The 16,243-nt window shown below is 71.2% G+C and carries 15 protein-coding genes; 8 read left to right on the forward strand and 7 right to left on the reverse strand.

From position 1 onward, the window contains the following. Positions 1–639, reverse strand: a 639-nt coding sequence (locus tag D581_RS0115220; RefSeq protein ID WP_018958078.1) for a cbb3-type cytochrome c oxidase subunit I, incomplete at its 3' end; no start/stop codon positions are given. Continuing rightward, positions 636–1,604 carry an aa3-type cytochrome oxidase subunit II gene (ctaC, locus tag D581_RS0115225; protein WP_026290535.1) on the reverse strand — a complete coding sequence of 323 codons (969 nt, stop codon included), beginning with the start codon at positions 1,602–1,604 and terminating at the stop codon, positions 636–638. The genes ctaC and D581_RS0115220, both read right to left, overlap by 4 nt. 273 nt (positions 1,605–1,877) lie before the next feature. Here ctaC and D581_RS0115230 point away from each other — a divergent pair, with 273 nt between their 5' ends. Beyond that, entirely contained in the window at positions 1,878–3,260 is a 1,383-nt protein-coding gene (locus tag D581_RS0115230) for a cysteine desulfurase/sulfurtransferase TusA family protein (RefSeq protein WP_018958081.1), read from the forward strand. Here D581_RS0115230 and D581_RS0115235 read toward each other — a convergent pair whose 3' ends face one another. Further along, positions 3,261–4,235 carry a carbohydrate kinase family protein gene (locus tag D581_RS0115235; protein WP_018958082.1) on the reverse strand — a complete coding sequence of 325 codons (975 nt, stop codon included), beginning with the start codon at positions 4,233–4,235 and terminating at the stop codon, positions 3,261–3,263. Between the two features lie 157 nt (positions 4,236–4,392). On the opposite strand from D581_RS0115235, the gene D581_RS0115240 reads away from it, so the two are divergent. Further along, positions 4,393–4,590: a hypothetical protein gene (locus D581_RS0115240; protein WP_026290536.1), complete on the forward strand. Its 198-nt coding sequence runs from the start codon at positions 4,393–4,395 to the stop codon at positions 4,588–4,590. Positions 4,591–4,787: 197 nt separating this feature from the next. Next, positions 4,788–6,227: a hypothetical protein gene (locus tag D581_RS0115245; RefSeq protein WP_018958084.1), complete on the forward strand. Its 1,440-nt coding sequence runs from the start codon at positions 4,788–4,790 to the stop codon at positions 6,225–6,227. 96 nt (positions 6,228–6,323) lie between these two features. On the opposite strand, the gene D581_RS0115250 is transcribed toward D581_RS0115245, so the two are convergent. Continuing rightward, the gene (locus D581_RS0115250) at positions 6,324–6,680 is read right to left on the reverse strand and encodes a HesB/IscA family protein (RefSeq protein WP_007451212.1); all 357 of its coding nucleotides are present in this window, start codon (positions 6,678–6,680) and stop codon (positions 6,324–6,326) included. Positions 6,681–6,944: 264 nt separating this feature from the next. Here D581_RS0115250 and nadA point away from each other — a divergent pair, with 264 nt between their 5' ends. Then, positions 6,945–8,132, forward strand: coding sequence for a quinolinate synthase NadA (nadA, locus tag D581_RS0115255; RefSeq protein WP_018958085.1), 1,188 nt, complete (start codon positions 6,945–6,947; stop codon positions 8,130–8,132). A 351-nt stretch (positions 8,133–8,483) separates the two neighbouring features. Then, positions 8,484–10,712 carry a tetratricopeptide repeat protein gene (locus tag D581_RS0115260; protein ID WP_018958086.1) on the forward strand — a complete coding sequence of 743 codons (2,229 nt, stop codon included), beginning with the start codon at positions 8,484–8,486 and terminating at the stop codon, positions 10,710–10,712. A gap of 3 nt (positions 10,713–10,715) precedes the next feature. On the opposite strand, the gene D581_RS0115265 is transcribed toward D581_RS0115260, so the two are convergent. Both D581_RS0115265 and D581_RS0115270 read right to left on the reverse strand, forming a co-directional pair. Then, a complete protein-coding gene (locus D581_RS0115265) occupies positions 10,716–11,216 on the reverse strand; it encodes a GNAT family N-acetyltransferase (RefSeq protein ID WP_018958087.1) in 501 nt (166 codons plus the stop codon). Positions 11,217–11,241: 25 nt separating this feature from the next. Further along, positions 11,242–11,541: a hypothetical protein gene (locus D581_RS0115270; RefSeq protein ID WP_026290537.1), complete on the reverse strand. Its 300-nt coding sequence runs from the start codon at positions 11,539–11,541 to the stop codon at positions 11,242–11,244. A 149-nt stretch (positions 11,542–11,690) separates the two neighbouring features. On the opposite strand from D581_RS0115270, the gene D581_RS0115275 reads away from it, so the two are divergent. The 3 genes from D581_RS0115275 to D581_RS0115285 are packed head-to-tail and all read left to right on the forward strand — an operon-like array spanning position 11,691 to position 12,958. Further along, positions 11,691–12,518, forward strand: coding sequence for a helix-turn-helix domain-containing protein (locus tag D581_RS0115275; RefSeq protein ID WP_018958089.1), 828 nt, complete (start codon positions 11,691–11,693; stop codon positions 12,516–12,518). Next, positions 12,515–12,709 carry a DUF397 domain-containing protein gene (locus D581_RS0115280; RefSeq protein WP_018958090.1) on the forward strand — a complete coding sequence of 65 codons (195 nt, stop codon included), beginning with the start codon at positions 12,515–12,517 and terminating at the stop codon, positions 12,707–12,709. Before D581_RS0115275 ends, D581_RS0115280 begins: the two co-directional genes overlap by 4 nt. 54 nt (positions 12,710–12,763) lie before the next feature. Beyond that, positions 12,764–12,958, forward strand: a complete 195-nt coding sequence (locus D581_RS0115285) for a DUF397 domain-containing protein (RefSeq protein WP_032752756.1) — start codon at positions 12,764–12,766, stop codon at positions 12,956–12,958. Between the two features lie 61 nt (positions 12,959–13,019). Here the strand turns inward: D581_RS0115285 and D581_RS0115290 are convergent, their stop codons facing one another. Next, positions 13,020–16,169, reverse strand: a complete 3,150-nt coding sequence (locus D581_RS0115290; RefSeq protein WP_018958092.1) for an efflux RND transporter permease subunit — start codon at positions 16,167–16,169, stop codon at positions 13,020–13,022. Positions 16,170–16,243: the final 74 nt, after the last annotated feature.

A 16,243-nucleotide genomic window follows, 5' to 3' on the forward strand; every position in this document is an offset into this window, starting at 1 on the left:
GAAGATCGGCATGCGGAACATCGTCATGCCGGGTGCGCGCATGCAGATGATCGTGGTGATGAAGTTGACCGAGCCGAGGATCGTGCCGAAGCCGGAGAAGGCCAGACCCATGATCCACATGTCGGCGCCGATCCCCGGCGAACGGACCGCGTCCGAGAGCGGGGAGTAGGCGAACCAGCCGAAGTCGGCCGCGCCCTGCGGGGTGAGGAAGCCGGCCACCGCGATGAGCGAGCCGAAGAGGTACAGCCAGTACGCGAACATGTTCAGCCGCGGGAACGCCACGTCGGGCGCGCCGATCTGCAGCGGCATGATCCAGTTCGCGAATCCGGCGAACAGCGGCGTCGCGAACATCAGCAGCATGATCGTGCCGTGCATCGTGAACGCCTGGTTGAACTGCTCGTTCGACATGATCTGCGTGCCCGGACGGGCCAGCTCGGCGCGCATGAAGAGCGCCATGAGTCCGCCGATGCAGAAGAACACGAACGACGTGACCAGGTAGAGCGTACCGATCGTCTTGTGGTCAGTGGTGGTCAGCCACTTCACGACGATGTTTCCCGGCTGCTTGCGCCGCACGGGCAGCTCGTCCTCGTACGAGTCGTCTGCCGGAGCGGCACCCTGAGGTTCGTTGAGGATGCTCACAGTTGGTTCTTCTCCGCATTCCTGGCCGGGTCCGTCTGCGCGATGCCTGCTGGCACGTAGCCCGTCTGACCCTTCTCAGCCAGCTCCTTGAGGTGCTGCTGGTAACGCTCCGGGGAGACGACCTTGACGTTGAAGAGCATCCGGGAGTGGTCGGCGCCACAGAGCTCGGCGCACTTGCCCATGAAGGTGCCCTCCCGGTTGGGAGTGACCTCGAACGCGTTGGTGTGGCCCGGGATGACGTCCTGCTTCATGAGGAACGGCACCACCCAGAAGGAGTGGATGACGTCACGCGAAGTGAGGACGAAGCGGACCTTCTCACCCTTCGGCAGCCACAGGGTCGGACCCGGGTTGCCGTTCTGCGGGTTACGGGTCCCGGGGATGCCCACGTCGTAGACGCCGCCGGCGCCTTCGGGGAAGTCCTTGCGGAACCGGTCGGGGATGGCGTCGAGTTCCTTGGGGATCTCGGGGCCCGCCGCGGGCTGGCCGTCCACCTTCTCGATGTAGTTGAAGCCCCAGCTCCACTGGAAGCCGACCACGTTGATGGTGTGGGCGGGCTTGTCGGAGAGCTCGAGGAGCTTCGACTCATCACGTGCGGTGAAGTAGAAGAGCACCGAGACGATGATGAGGGGAACCACTGTGTACAACGCCTCGATGGGCATGTTGTACCTGGTCTGCGGAGGTACCTCCACCTTGGTCCTGCTACGCCGGTGGAAGAAGACGCTCCAGAGGATCAGCCCCCAGACAAGGACACCCGTGACGAGCGCTGCCGCCCACGAGCCTTGCCAGAGAGAGAGGATCCGAGGGGCCTCTTCCGTAACCGGAGTGGGCATTCCGAGGCGGGGGAAATCCTCCCAGTTGTATGAACAACCGGAGGCCGTCGCCAGGACCAGGCCCGCAGTCAGCACCTGCGGCAGCTTCCGCCGCATCGGGCGCCGCGACGAGCGGTCGGAGCCGTTGGGACTCACGTAGCGCCTTCCCGAGAGTCTCGCCCGCACGGTCGGCGCGCCCGTATGTCTCTGGTCGGTCGCCGGCCCTGACGCGGGCAGGGGTTTGGATGTTTATGCGGACCAAACCCTACTGGACGCTATTTGGGGTCGCGCGGGGAGGGTGCCCAACGCGCCGCCCGACACGCCCATGGGGTGGAATCCGGGCCTCCGGGCCCCATCTGACGGCCACTCGCCCGTCCGGGAGGAACGGCCCCCGGCGAGGTGGGGCCGGGTGCGGGCTAGCGTGGCGGGGTGCCCTACTTCGATGCCGCCTCCGCCGCCCCCCTGCACCCCGTCGCACGCCAGGCCCTGCTTGCCGCGCTCGACGAGGGCTGGGCCGATCCCGCCCGCCTGTACCGGGAGGGGCGGCGGGCCAGGCTGCTCCTGGACGCGGCCCGGGAGGCCGCCGCGGAGGCCGTCGGATGCCGCCCCGACGAACTGGTCTTCACCTCGTCCGGGACGACGGCGGTGCACGCGGGAATTGCCGGGGCTCTTTCGGGGCGTCGGCGTGTCGGCCGCCATCTGGCCCTCTCGGCGGTCGAACACTCGTCGGTGCTCCATTCGGCGGCGGCCCACGAGGCGGCGGGCGGCTCGTTCACCGAGGTGCCGGTGGACCGCACGGGGGCGGTGGACCCGGCGGTGTACGGCGGGGCGCTGCGGGCGGACACCGCGCTGGCCTGCCTCCAGTCGGCCAACCACGAGGTGGGCACCGAGCAGCCCGTCGCCGAGGTCGCCGCGCGCTGTGCGGACGCCGGGGTGCCGCTGCTGGTGGACGCCGCCCAGTCGCTCGGCTGGGGCCCGGTCCCGGGGGGCTGGTCGCTGCTGACGGCGAGCGCGCACAAGTGGGGCGGTCCGGCCGGGGTCGGGCTGCTCGCGGTCCGCAAGGGGGTGCGGTTCGCATCCCGGGGACCGGCCGGGGAGCGGGAGTCGGGGCGGGCGGCGGGGTTCGAGAACCTGCCGGCGATCGTGGCGGCGGCGGCCTCGTTGCGCGCGGTACGGGGCGAGGCGGCGGCGGAGTCGGTGCGGCTGCGCGCCCTGGTGGACCGGATCCGGACCGTGGTGACCGAGCGGGTTCCCGATGTCGAGGTGGTGGGTGATCCGGAGCGGCGGCTGCCGCATCTGGTCACCTTCTCCTGTCTCTACGTCGACGGGGAGACCCTGCTGCACGAGCTGGACCGGAGGGAGTTCTCCGTGTCGTCCGGCTCGTCCTGCACGAGCAGCACCCTGGTTCCGAGCCATGTGCTCAAGGCGATGGGGGTGCTCTCGGAGGGGAACATCCGGGTGTCGCTGCCGCCGGGCACGGCCGGGGCGGACGTGGACCGCTTCCTGGAGGTCCTGCCCGGGGTGGTCGCCGGGGTCCGCGAGCGGCTGGGCGCCCCGGTCTCCGCACCCCGCCCCCCCGGGCCCGCCGCGTCCCTGGTGGTCGACGCGCTGGGCCGCCGCTGCCCGGTCCCGGTGATCGAGCTCGCAAAGGTGATCGGGGAGGTAGCGGTGGGCGCCACGGTGACGGTGCTCGCCGACGACGAGGCGGCGCGGCTGGACATCCCGGCCTGGTGCGAGATGCGGGGCCAGGAGTACGTGGGCGAGGAGCCGGCGGACCGCGGCTCGGCCTATGTGGTCCGCCGGCTCAGCTGATCACACCAGGTGCTGCCGGACCTCGGCGGCGGCCTCGTGGCCGTACGCCTTGGTGAAACGGTCCATGAAGTGGGTGCGGCGCAGGGTGTACTCCTGGGTGCCGACCGTCTCGATGACCAGGGTGGCGAGCATGCAGCCGACCTGGGCGGCGCGCTCCAGGCCGACGCCCCAGGCGAGGCCGGAGAGGAAGCCGGCCCGGAAGGCGTCGCCGACGCCGGTGGGGTCGGCCTTCGTGTCCTCCTCGGGGCAGCCGACCTCGATGACCGGCTCGCCGGCCCGCTCGATCCGGACACCGCGGGCGCCGAGGGTGGTGACGCGGTGGCCGACCTTGGCGAGGATCTCCTCGTCGCTCCAGCCGGTCTTGGACTCGATGAGCCCCTTCTCGTACTCGTTGGAGAAGAGGTAGGTGGCGCCGTCGAGGAGGATGCGGATCTCCTCGCCGTCCATCCGCGCGATCTGCTGCGAGAAGTCGGCGGCGAACGGGATGTTCCGGGAGCGGCACTCCTCGGTGTGGCGGAGCATCGCCTCGGGGTCGTCGGCTCCGATGGAGACGAGGTCGAGGCCGCCGACGCGGTCGGCGACGCTCTTCAGCTCGATGAGGCGGGCCTCGCTCATCGCGCCCGTGTAGAAGGAGCCGATCTGGTTGTGGTCGGCGTCGGTGGTGCAGACGAAGCGGGCGGTGTGCAGTACCTCGGAGATACGGACCGATCCGGTCTCGACGCCGTGCCGGTCGAGCCAGGAGCGGTACTCGTCGAAGTCCGCGCCCGCGGCGCCGACCAGGATCGGGCTGGTGCCGAGCAGGCCCATGCCGAAGCAGATGTTGGCGGCGACACCGCCCCGGCGGACATCGAGGTTGTCGACCAGGAAGGAGAGGGAGACCGTGTGCAGCTGATCCGCGACCAGCTGGTCGGCGAAGCGGCCGGGGAAGGTCATGAGGTGGTCAGTGGCGATCGAGCCGGTGACTGCAATGCGCACGGGAGGCTACTCCTGCGGAAGGCGAAGGGCCGTGAGTGTGCGCCCTCCGGGACGACGTGACAGTTCACGCTACCGGGTGAGCCGGCGGCCAGGAAAAGGGAAAACTACCCGATAGTAGGGCTTTCTACCTGTGCTCGACCGTGGTTACGGTGCGGATATGTCGAAGCCCACCGCATTGCCCGAGTCGGAATTGAGCCTGGCCGCACTGCGCGGTGACTGTGCGCGCATGGCGCCGCACTGGACGGCGTCCGTGAAGAGCGCGCCGGTTCCGGTGAAGCCGTCCCTGATCAACGGGGTGACGGTCCCGCCCTCGTCGGCGCGGCTGATCGACGCGATGTCCGAGTACGGCGACTGAGGACCGACCGCACCGGCACGGACGACATCACGTTTCGGCCATTCCGTCCGGGCTTCCGGCGGCGACCGCACGGTGTCCGCGTCCGGCCCGGTCCCGGCCGCGGGAACCGCGCGCTCCTCCGCTCCGTCCCACCGGTGTCCCCGTCCGGGGACACGCGGCAGGCACCGCGACGGCAACGCAGTCGAAGGAGCGATCCGGTGAGCACCGAGCGACCCGACAACGACGTGACCGGTCCCCGGCGGCGGCGTCCGCCGCTCGCGGTGGCCTCGGTGGCCGCGGCCGTGCTGCTGGCCGGAGGCGGTGGGGCGTACTGGGCCTCGACCGCCGCGGGCGACGGCGGAGCGGCGGACAGCAACGCGTCGACGCGGGGCGAGGCCCTGCCGCTGGCCCTTGACGCCCCTGTCGGCGACGGCCCGGGCTCCACGTCCTCGGCCTCGGACACCCCTCCCGCGGGCATCGCACCCGGCGAACCGGACCCGGGCGGCCCGCCCGTGATCTACCGGGCCGCCGGTGAACTCCCGGACGGCCCGGACGAGGCGGCGGTCCACCACGCGAAGAGCACGGTCGCGTCGGCCGACGTCGCCCGGCTGGCTGAGGCGCTGGGCATCCCGGGCTCGCCGCGCACCCAGGGCACGTCCTGGGTGGTCGGCGACGACGACGGGCCCGGGGCGATCCTGAAGGTGGGAAAGCAGGCCCCGGGCACCTGGACGTTCGCCCGCACCACCCCGGCCAAGCCCTGTGAGCCGGGGACGATGTGCGCGAACGGGGCGCCGGAGCCGGGCGGTGACCCGGTGAGCGAGAAGGCGGCGAAGGCGGCCGCGATCCCGGTGCTCAAGGCGGCCGGGCAGGACGACGCGACGCTGAACGCGGGCCAGCTGATGGGCGACGTCCGGGTGGTGAACGCCGACCCGAAGATCGACGGGCTGCCGACCTACGGCTGGTCGACCGGTGTCCAGGTGGGCCCGGACGGCGAGGTGACCGGCGGCAGCGGACACCTGAAGGCGCTGGAGAAGGGCGACACCTACCCGGCGGTCGGCGCGGACGAGGCGCTGAAGCAGCTGAACGCGGTGAGCCGGGGCAGGGGCGACGCCGACCGGGACGTCGGCGGCTGCGCCACTCCCGTACCGCACCAGGGCGAGCCGAAGCCCTCGGCCCCCCAGTGCGTGCCGTCGAACGGCAAGCGGGCGCCGGTGGAGCAGACGGTCGAGGACGCGGTGTTCGGCCTCGCGCTGAACTACGTGGACGGCCGGCAGACGCTGGTGCCGTCCTGGCTGTTCACGGTCCGCCAGGCCCCCGGCGGCCCGGAGAACATGGTCACGCAGGTCGCCGTGGACCCGGAGTTCATCGAGAAGCCGGAGGCGCCCGCGCCCTCCGGGGACCGGAAGGTGACCTCGTACGGCGCGGACGGGCGGACCCTTGAGGTGACGTTCTGGGGCGGCGTGTGCAGTACGTACACGGCGAGCGCGAAGGAGAGCGCGGGCCAGGTGGCGATCTCGGTGACGGAGAAGCCGCAGGAGGGCAAGAAGGCCTGCATCATGATCGCCAAGGAGCTGACCCGGACGGTGACGCTGGAGAAGCCGCTGGGCGACCGCACGGTGATCGACGCGGCGTCGGGCGGTGCGGTGCCGCGCGGATGAACGGGTGAGCGGGTGAGCGGGTGAGCGGTGTTGTACGTACGGAGGCGGCCCCGGGACTGATCCCGGGGCCGCCTCCGTATGCCGTACGCGCAGCGCTTAGCTGAACGAGTCGCCGCAGGCGCAGGAGCCGGAGGCGTTCGGGTTGTCGATCGTGAAGCCCTGCTTCTCGATGGTGTCGACGAAGTCGATGGAGGCGCCGCCCAGGTACGGGGCGCTCATCCGGTCGGTGACGACCTTGACGCCGTCGAAGTCCTTCACGACGTCACCGTCGAGCGAACGCTCGTCGAAGAAGAGCTGGTAGCGCAGGCCCGAGCAACCGCCGGGCTGAACGGCGACGCGCAGCGCCAGATCCTCGCGGCCTTCCTGCTCCAGCAGGCCCTTGACCTTGGCGGCGGCGGCGTCGGACAGGAGGATGCCGTCGCTCACGGTGGTGGTCTCGTCCGATACGGACATCTGCTTCTCTCCCGGGTTGTACGGACTGCTTGCCGACGGTTCAACCGCCAGACCCGCGGATTCATTCCGGGCCAAGCGCTTGTCTGTTCCCTTTCATGCTCGCACACCGGGCCGCCCGGGGGATGCGTCACATCGACGCTATCGGCATCGTCAAACTGACACGAAGCGGCTATGATAGATAGCGTCAAATAGACGAAAAGGCGAGTTCGCCGAAGCTCTTCGCGGATGTTCGCGGAGTGATCTTGAGTTCGCAGACTAGAAAGGGTGCGTGACGTGACCACGGCCCAGCCCCTGGACGTACAGCCGACACCGCTCGCGCTGCTGCTGCTCGGCCGCGAGGCCGACCCGAGGAGCGAGCGCGGCGTCGAATGCCCCGGCGACCTGCCCTCCCCGTCCGACCCGGACCTGGTGGAGCGCGCCCGCGCCGCGAAGGAGAAGCTCGGGGACAAGGTGTTCGTCCTCGGCCACCACTACCAGCGCGACGAGGTCATCCAGTTCGCGGACGTCACCGGCGACTCGTTCAAGCTGGCCCGCGACGCGGCCGCGCGTCCGGAGGCCGAGTACATCGTCTTCTGCGGCGTCCACTTCATGGCGGAGTCCGCGGACATCCTGACCACGGACGCCCAGGCGGTCGTCCTGCCCGACCTGGCGGCCGGCTGCTCGATGGCCGACATGGCCACCGCCGAGCAGGTCGCCGAGTGCTGGGACGTGCTGACGGAGGCCGGGGTCGCCGATCAGGTGGTGCCCGTCTCGTACATGAACTCCTCCGCCGACATCAAGGCCTTCACCGGCAAGCACGGCGGCACGATCTGTACGTCGTCCAACGCGAAGCGGGCCCTGGAGTGGGCCTTCGAGCAGGGCGAGAAGATCCTCTTCCTGCCCGACCAGCACCTGGGCCGCAACACGGCCGTGCGGGACATGGGGCTGAGCCTCACGGACTGCGTCCTCTACAACCCGCACAAGCCGAACGGCGGCCTCACCGCCGAGCAGCTGCGCGACGCGAAGATGATCCTGTGGCGCGGGCACTGCTCGGTCCACGGCCGCTTCTCGGTCGAGTCGGTCGAGGACGTCCGGGCCCGGATGCCAGGGGTCAACGTGCTGGTGCACCCGGAGTGCAAGCACGAGGTCGTCGCCGCCGCGGACTACGTGGGCTCGACGGAGTACATCATCAAGGCCCTGGAGGCGGCCCCGGCCGGCTCGAAGTGGGCCATCGGCACGGAGCTGAACCTGGTCCGCCGACTGGCGAACCGTTTCGCCGCGGAGGACAAGGAGATCGTCTTCCTCGACAAGACGGTCTGCTTCTGCTCGACGATGAACCGCATCGACCTGCCGCACCTGGTCTGGACCCTGGAGTCCCTGGCCGAGGGCAAGCTGGTCAACCGGATCGAGGTCGACCCGGAGACGGAGAAGTACGCGAAGCTCGCGCTGGAGCGGATGCTGGCGCTGCCGTAGCGCCGCGCGGGTCCCCGAGAACCGAGAAGCCCCGGTATGCCGCAGGTCGGCGTACCGGGGCTTTCCCGTATGCCCGGGACGCACCGGCCGAGACGCTCCGGTCGGGGCGCTCCGGTCGGGGCGGTCGGGGCGGTCGGGGCGCTCCGGTCGGGGCGGTCGGGGCGGTCGGGGCGGTCGGGGCGGTCGGGGCGGTCGGGCAGGAACGTTCCGGCCGGGTCGGTTCTCCCATACGGCGGCCGATGACACCACCGCGTAACTACGCTGCTACTCACCGCAGCGCTTCTTCGCGCGCGGGACCGGTGAGGCCCGATGAGGCCGATCGGAACGAACGGCGAGAACGATGGGGCGGGTATGGGTTACGAGGACCGTGGAACGGGCGTCGGCGACGTGGCGGTGGGAGCGGGCGCGGGGCACGAGATCCGGCAGAACGACGCCGCCTCCGAGGTGTCGGAGGCGGAGCCGGCGCGTGCGGAGCTGGCGCGTGCGCGGGAGGAGGTGAGCGGCCGGCGGGCCGCCGCCGAGGAGGACCCCGCCACCGGCCTGCCCGCGCTGGCCGGGGCCCTGCACCGGCTGTCGGACCTGCTCGCCGCCGCCGGGGACCGCACCGGCGCCCTGCCCCCGGCGAAGGAGGCCGCGCGGATCTACGCCGAACTCGGCATGAAGCGCCCCGGCGACTTCCAGGCGGAGCTGGCCCTGGCCATGGGCGCCCTGGGCGACCGCGTCGCCGACACCGGGGACCGGGCGTCCGCCGTGCCGTTCGCGAAGCAGTCCGTGCGGCTCCAGCGCGAGCTGGTCGAGGAGGAGCAGCCGGGCGCGTCCGTCCCGGCGCTCGCCGCGTATCTCCTGAACTACGCCGCACGTCTGGCGGACGCCGGGGAGGCCGTGGAGGCCGTGCCCCACGCCGAGGAGGCGGTCGGCCTTCTCCGGGGCCTGGCCGTGGAGGATCCGGAGGCCTTCCTCCCCCGGCTCGCCGCGGCGCTCCACGCCCTCGGCGGCCACCGCGCGGCCGTGAGCGACGCCTCCGGGGCGGTCGAAGCGGCCCAGGAGGCGTGCGGCCTCTTCCGCGCGCTCGCCGGGCAGCGACCGGACGTCTTCCGCCCGGAGCTGGCCACGGCGCTCGACGGCCTGGCCGGTCACCTCAACAAGGCCGGTGACGCGGAGGCGGGCCTCCGGGTGGCGGAGGAAGCCGTCGCGCTCTGCCGCGAGCCGGCCGCCCGTCACCCCGCGGCCTGCCGCCCCGGCCTCGCCGCCGCGCTGCGCACCCTCGCCCGGAGCCTGGCCGGCACCGGCGACCCGCAGGAGGCCCTGCCCCCGGCGCGGGAGGCCGTCGACCTCCTGCGCGAACAGGGGGACGCCGTCCTGGCCGAGCTGGCCGACTCCCTCCAGGTGCTCGGCACGTACGTGGAGCTGAACGGGGACGCCGCGGGAGCGGTGGAGGCGTTCTGGGAGGCGGTGGCCCTCCACCGGTCGCTGGCGCTGGAGGCTCCCGGCGCCCCCGACGCCGCCCTGGTCTCCGCCCTCGACGGCCTGACCCGGGCTCTCGCCCGTACCGGCGAGCACGCGGCGGCGATCGAGGAGTTCGACGAGACCCTCAAGGAGTTCGCCGGGGCCGCGCCGGCGACCGCCCGGCGTCTGGCCGTGGAGCGGAGCGCCTTCCTGCTGCGCTGCCCGGACCCGTGGCCCGCGACCGGGGTGAGCGAGCTGGTGAACTGGCTCGACGAGGACGCGGAGAGGACCGTCGGCGCGGACACCGTGACCGTACGGGCCCGGCAGGCGCTGCGCTCGTACGGTGACATCGCGGCGGTGCACACGGCCTGGGAGGACGAGACCTTCACGCCCGTGCCGAGCTGGCTCGCCCTGTCGCCGGGGACGCTGGACCTCGTCAGCGCCTGGATGTTCGCGCCCAACTGGCCCCGCTCACGCGACTTCTGGTCCGAGCACGCCGAGGTCCTCGGCGGCGAGGAGGCGGCGACGGCCCTGGACGAGCTGGCCGTCCTGGACCCGCACGGTGCGCAGCGGCACGCCCTGCTCCGTGAGGCCGTCATCGCCCACGGGGTGACCGCCGCCTACGATCCGCTGATCCTCCAGGAGCAGTTGGCGCAGTGGCTGGAGTGCGCGGACTGGACGGAGTCGCGGGCCTACCTGGAGGAGCACCCGCGCCTGCTGACCGTCCAGCCGCCCGGGGACACCCCGCTGGCCCACGTCGCGATGCTCGACATCGGCCGCGCCGAGGGCCTGGACGCCGCCTACCGCCTCGTCGAGGACCGCGAGGCCCTCCAGGCTTACGTGGACCGGGCGTTGGAGGCCGGGGACGGCGTCGCGCTGATGCACGGCGGGGGCATCGAGGGCCAGGTCTTCGGCGACCGGCTCTCCTCGCTCACCCACGCACAGGTGGCCCTGGTCCTCGCCGGGGCCACCGAGGGCTTCGAGCCGGACGACCTGGCCGCGCTCCTGCACAAGGCCTCCGAGGAGACCCGCGCCAAGCTGGTGCGGGAGACGGTGGCCCTCAGCGCCCGGCTCCCCGACCAGCGGGGGAAGTCGTGGCACCGAATCATTCAGGCGCTGGGCGGGGAGGCCTGAGGGTCAGCGGCCCGCCGTCGGCGACGGCGGGCCGGCCGGCCGCACCCGAGGAGGCTGGAGCGGCCGGCCCAGGCAGACGGTGAGCGGGTCGTCGGCGTAGTGGCCGAAAGCGGGCGTTTCGGTGTAGCCGCACGAGCGGTACAGGCCGATCGCCGCCGGGTGCCGCTGGTTCGTCTCCAGAACCATGGCCGACGCTCCCGCCTCGGCGGCCGAGCCCTCCAGCCACGCCAGGACGGTGCGGGAATGCCCCTGGCCGCGGTGCTCGTCGGTGACGTACATGCGCTTGAGCTCCGCGCGCCCGTCCTCGCGGAACCGCCAGCCACCCATGGCGACGGGCTCCCCGTCGACGTACCCCACCGCGAACGACCCGCGAGGGGGCGAGAACTGCCCCGGGTCGGTGGGGCTGTCGTCCGGTGACCCGTAGATCTCGACGTACTCCGCCTGCAAGCGGTCGACCAGCCGGGAGACGTGCGGGTGGCGGTAGGGGCGGGCCTGTATCTCCATGGCCGCAACCTAGCCGCCCGGCCTCTCAGTCGGTGTTCTCCAGCCGTCCGCCCCGGCTCGCCGCGATCCGCAGGGTGTCCCCCAGCGACTCGGCGAGCCGGGTGCCCGCGAACCGCAGCTCCCGTTCCCCCACCACCGACTCCGCCAGCAACTCCCGCGCCTCGCAGAGCACTTCCTCGGCCGAGGCGATCATGGCGGCCTCCAGTTCGTCCGCCATCCGGGAGACGCGACTGCCCGGGTCAGTCGTGCTGAGCCAGCACGGCCCCCCGAAGTCGTTGGTCCACGGGAGCAGTCGCAGGGCCCGGCCCTTGCCGTCGAACATCATCTCGGTCACTACCTCCGGAGAAGGCCCTCTGGTGCACTGCACGAAAGGGCGGTTACGGTGTGTGCCGCAATCGTCGCCCTGAGGAACGTGACCTCAACAGAGCGCAGCTGTCCCGGCCTTGGGAACGGGACACACGAAAGGCACGCACCGTGACGTTCAAGCCCCAGCCCCTCACGCCCTATGTGTCCGCCCGCCACTACTTCGGCTCCGAGCAACGCCGCCACCGCGAGCGGGCGGCCCTGTCCCTCGTCCAGCTCGCGGGCATCGTGAACTCCAGCAAGAGCACGCTGGGCCGCATCGAGACGGCCGAGCTGATGCCGCCGCCGGACATCCCGAGCCGCCTGGACATCGCCTTCGGGACGGACAAGCACTTCCACGGGCTCTACGAGCTGGCCCGGCGGGAGATCCACCCGGACCAGTACCAGCGGTACATGGACTTCGAGTTCCGGGCGGAGGTGATAGAGCAGTACGGGGCGCAGGCGTTGCCGGGGTTGTTGCAGACGGAGGAGTACGCGCGGGGCCTGCTCCGCTGCCAGGAGGAGCTGAGCCCCGAACAGGTCGAGGATCGTGTCACCGCGCGGATGTCCCGGCAGGTGCGGCTGCGTTCGGACGATCCACCGCTCCGTTGGGCGATCATCGACGAGGCGGTGCTGCGGCGGCAGGTCGGCAGCCCTGAGTGCATGCGCGAGCAACTGGCCTCGCTGCTGGAGCAGGTGGACACGCCGAGCAGTAAAGTGCAGGTGATGCCGTTCAGTGCGGGGCCGCACTCGTTGCTGGGTGGCGCGCTCACTCTGCTGACTCTGCCGGATGGCACTTCGGTGGCGTACGAGGAAGGCATCCAGGCCGGTCATCTCTACGAAGACCCGGTCGCGGTGAAGAAGTGGCGGCGGCAGTACGACGTGCTGCGGGCCAACTCCCTCACGCTGGGCGAGTCGGCGGATCGAATTCGTACCGCGATGGAGGGCTACCGACCATGACCCACTCCCCCGAGCTGAGCACCGCCACCTGGCGCAGCAGCAGCTACAGCAACACGAACGGGGGTGAATGCGTGGAGGTCAGCGACGACTTCCCGGGACTCGTCCCCGTACGCGACAGCAAGAACCCCACCGGACCCGCACTCGCCCTCCAGGCCACCACCTGGGAGGCGTTCGTCTCCTCGGTCAAGTAGATCTAGCGCGCTACGAATCCGAGGAAAATCACCCCCGCAGCGATGGAGGGCTACATGCCCCAGTCTCCGGACCTGAGCACCGCCACCTGGCGCAGCAGCAGCTACAGCAACGCGAGCGGCGGCGAGTGCGTCGAGATCAGCGACGACTTCCCCGGACTCGTCCCCGTACGCCACAGCAAGAACCCCACCGGGCCCGCACTCGTCCTCCAGGCCACCGCCTGGGACGCGTTCATCTCCTCGGTCAAGTAGGCGGGAAACACGGAAGGGGCCTGTCCCACGCGGGTGCGCGGGACAGGCCCCTCCTCTCGTGTCAGGCCTTCGCCGGCTCGGCCTCGCGGGCCTCCTCCGGCTCCGCCCGGTCCGGGACGCCCGTCTTCGCGGCGCGCTTGGCCGCCTTCTTCTTGGCGCGGCGCTCCTTGCGGAGCTCGACCATCGCGTACAGCGTCGGCACCAGCAGCAGGGTCAGCAGCGTGGAGCTGATCAGGCCGCCGATCACCACGACGCCCAGCGGCTGCGAGATGAAGCCGCCCTCGCCGGTGACGCCGAGCGCCATCGGGAGCAGGGCGAAGATGGTCGCGAGCGCCGTCATGATGATCGGGCGGAAGCGGTGGCGTCCGCCCTCGATGACGGCTTCGACGATGCCGAGACCCTGGGCGCGGTACTGGTTGATCAGGTCGATCAGCACGATCGCGTTGGTGACCACGATGCCGATGAGCATCAGCATGCCGATCATCGCGGGGACGCCCAGCGGGGTGCCCGTGATGAGCAGGAGGGCCAGCGCGCCGGTCGCCGCGAACGGGACGGAGACCAGCAGGATCAGCGGCTGGACGAGCGACCGGAAGGTGGCCACCAGCAGCATGAAGACGATCGCGATGGCCGCCAGCATGGCGAGGCCGAGCTGCATGAACGCTTCGTTCTGGTCCTCGGTGACGCCGCCGATGGTGGCGGTGGCGCCGTCCGGGAGGTCCAGGGCGTCGATCTTCTTGGCGAGATCGGTGCTGACCGCGCCGGTGTTGTCGCCGACGGGCTTGGCGGTGATCGTCGCCGAGCGCTGTCCGTCGATCCGGGTCATCGAGACCGGGCCGGGGACGACCTTCACGTCGGCGATGTCGCCGAGCTTGACCGGGCCGAGCGGCAGGGCCTTCAGCTCGGCCATGGTGGCGGCCGGGGTGGAGGACCGGATGACGACGTCGCGCTCGGTGTCGTCCAGCGTCGCGGTGCCGGCGGGCGTGCCGCGTACGGCTCCGGCGACGATGCCGCCCAGCGTGGCGGAGTCGAATCCGGCGGCGGCCGCCTTGTCGTTGGCGGTGACCGAGATGCGCGGGACGCTCTGCGCCAGGTCGCTCTGGACGTCGGTGACGTCCTTGATGGTGGCGACCTCGGTGCGGACCGCCTCGGCGGCCTTCTTGAGGACGTCTCCGTCGGCGGCCTTGACGACGACGCTCAGGTCCTGGGAGCCGAAGCCGTCGCCCGCTCCGATGGTGGTGTCGCCGATGCCGTCGAGCTTGCCGAGGGCCTCGTCGATGCGGTCCTGGGCGTCCTCGTAGTCCGCGGCGTCCTTCAGGGTGACCTGGTAGGAAGCCTGGTTGGCGCCCGTGCCGCCGCCGAAGGCGGCCATGAAGCCGGAGGATCCGACGGTGACCTGGTAGTCCTTGACGCCCTTGTCCTGCTCGATGACCTTCTCGACCTTGCGGGCCGCCTCGTCGGCGGCTTCCAGGCTGGTGCCGGGCGTCAGCTCCTGCTTGACGGTCAGGACCTCCTGCTCGCCGGCGTCGAAGAAGTTCGTCTTCAGCAGCGGGACCATCCCGAAGGTGCCGAGGAGCACGGCGACGGCGATGACGAGGCTGGTGACCCGGCGGCGGGTCGCGAAGCGCAGGACCGGGACGTAGATCCGCTGGAGCTTGCTGGCCGCTTCCTTCTCCTCGGCGAGGCGTCGGGCCTCCGCCGCGTCCTCGGGGGTGCCCTTGGGCGCGCGCAGGAACCAGTACGACAGCACCGGCACCACGGTGAGCGAGACCAGCAGGGAGGCCAGCAGCGCCGCGGTGATGGTCAGCGAGAACGAGCCGAAGAGCTGGCCGACCATGCCGCCGACCAGCCCGATGGGCAGGAAGACCGCGACGGTGGTGAGCGTGGCGGAGGTGACCGCTCCGGCGACCTCCTTGACCGCGGTGATGATCGCCGCGTGGCGCTCCTCGCCGTAGCCGAGGTGGCGCTTGATGTTCTCCAGGACCACGATCGAGTCGTCGACGACCCGGCCGATGGCGATGGTGAGCGCGCCCAGCGTGAGCATGTTCAGCGACAGGTCGCGGGTCCAGAGCACGATCAGCGCGAGGACGATCGAGAGCGGGATGGAGACCGCGGTGACCAGCGTCGAGCGGATCGAGGCGAGGAAGACCAGGATCACGACGACGGCGAAGACCAGGCCGAGCGCGCCCTCCGTGGTCAGGCCCGAGATCGACTTGGAGACGGCGGGGCCCTGGTCGGAGACGACCGTCACCTCCGCGCCCTCACCGAGGTCCTCGCGGAGGTCGGGGAGCTTGTCCTTGACCGCGTCCGAGATGGTGACGGCGCTGCCGTCCTTGTCCATCGTCGCCATCACGGCGAGGCTCGGCTTGCCGTTGGTGCGGGTGATGGAGACCGCGTTGGACGGCTCCTGCTTCACCTCGGCCACGTCACCGAGGCGCACCGGCTTTCCGGGCTTGCCGCCCGCCGGGGCCTTGGCGACGACCTGGAGGTCCTCGATCTGCTGCAGCGAGGTGTAGGAGCCGCCGACCTGAATGGTGCGGCTCTTGCCGGACTCGGAGAAGGAGCCGGCCGGAACGGTGGCGCCGCCCGCCTGGAGGGCCTGGGCGAGCGCGCCCGCGTCCAGGCCGGCCTCGGCGAGCTTCTTGTCGTCGGGGACGACGGAGACCTGGAGGTCCCGCACACCGTCCACCGTGACCTGGCCGACGCCCTCGATGTCCTCCAGGGCCGGGACGACCGTGCGGTCGAGCTGGTCGGCCAGGACCTGCTGGTCCTTGTCGGAGGTGACGGCGAGGACCACGGTCGGGATGTCGTCCGTGGAGCCGGCGACGACCTGCGGGTCGACGCCGTCGGGCAGCTGGGCGCGGGCCCGGTTGACCGCCTGCTGGATGTCCGCGACGAGCTGCTTGGTGCCCTCGTCGCCGAAGTCGAAGGTCGCCATGATGAGGGCGTTGCCCTCACTGGCGGTGGAGGTGATGCCCTCGACGCCGTCGACGGCCTTGAGGGAGTTCTCCAGCGGCTCGACGACCTGCTTCTCGACCACATCGGGAGACGCACCCTGGTAGGGCGCCAGCACCGAGACCATCGGCAGTTCGATGGTGGGCAGCAGCTGCTGCTTGAGCTGCGGGATCGCTATCGCGCCGAAGACCAGCGCGACAATCGAGATCAGCCCGATCAGGGCCCTTTGCGCGAGGCTGAATCTGGACAGCCAGGACATGGGTGGGTCTCTCTTCTGTGGCGTACGCGGCAGAGGGCGGGAGGGGGAAAACGTCAGGGACCTACACCTCCAGC

Source organism: Streptomyces sp. CNB091, assembly GCF_000377965.1.

Excerpts from the sequence above, each read along its gene's own strand:
- D581_RS0115280 (WP_018958090.1), top strand. The coding sequence starts at position 12,515 with ATGACCCACTCCCCCGAGCTGAGCACCGCCACCTGGCGCAGCAGCAGC.
- D581_RS0115290 (WP_018958092.1), bottom strand. The coding sequence starts at position 16,169 with ATGTCCTGGCTGTCCAGATTCAGCCTCGCGCAAAGGGCCCTGATCGGG.
- D581_RS0115240 (WP_026290536.1), top strand. The coding sequence starts at position 4,393 with ATGTCGAAGCCCACCGCATTGCCCGAGTCGGAATTGAGCCTGGCCGCA.
- D581_RS0115265 (WP_018958087.1), bottom strand. The coding sequence starts at position 11,216 with ATGGAGATACAGGCCCGCCCCTACCGCCACCCGCACGTCTCCCGGCTG.
- D581_RS0115250 (WP_007451212.1), bottom strand. The coding sequence starts at position 6,680 with ATGTCCGTATCGGACGAGACCACCACCGTGAGCGACGGCATCCTCCTG.
- D581_RS0115260 (WP_018958086.1), top strand. The coding sequence starts at position 8,484 with ATGGGTTACGAGGACCGTGGAACGGGCGTCGGCGACGTGGCGGTGGGA.
- D581_RS0115270 (WP_026290537.1), bottom strand. The coding sequence starts at position 11,541 with ATGATGTTCGACGGCAAGGGCCGGGCCCTGCGACTGCTCCCGTGGACC.
- D581_RS0115285 (WP_032752756.1), top strand. The coding sequence starts at position 12,764 with ATGCCCCAGTCTCCGGACCTGAGCACCGCCACCTGGCGCAGCAGCAGC.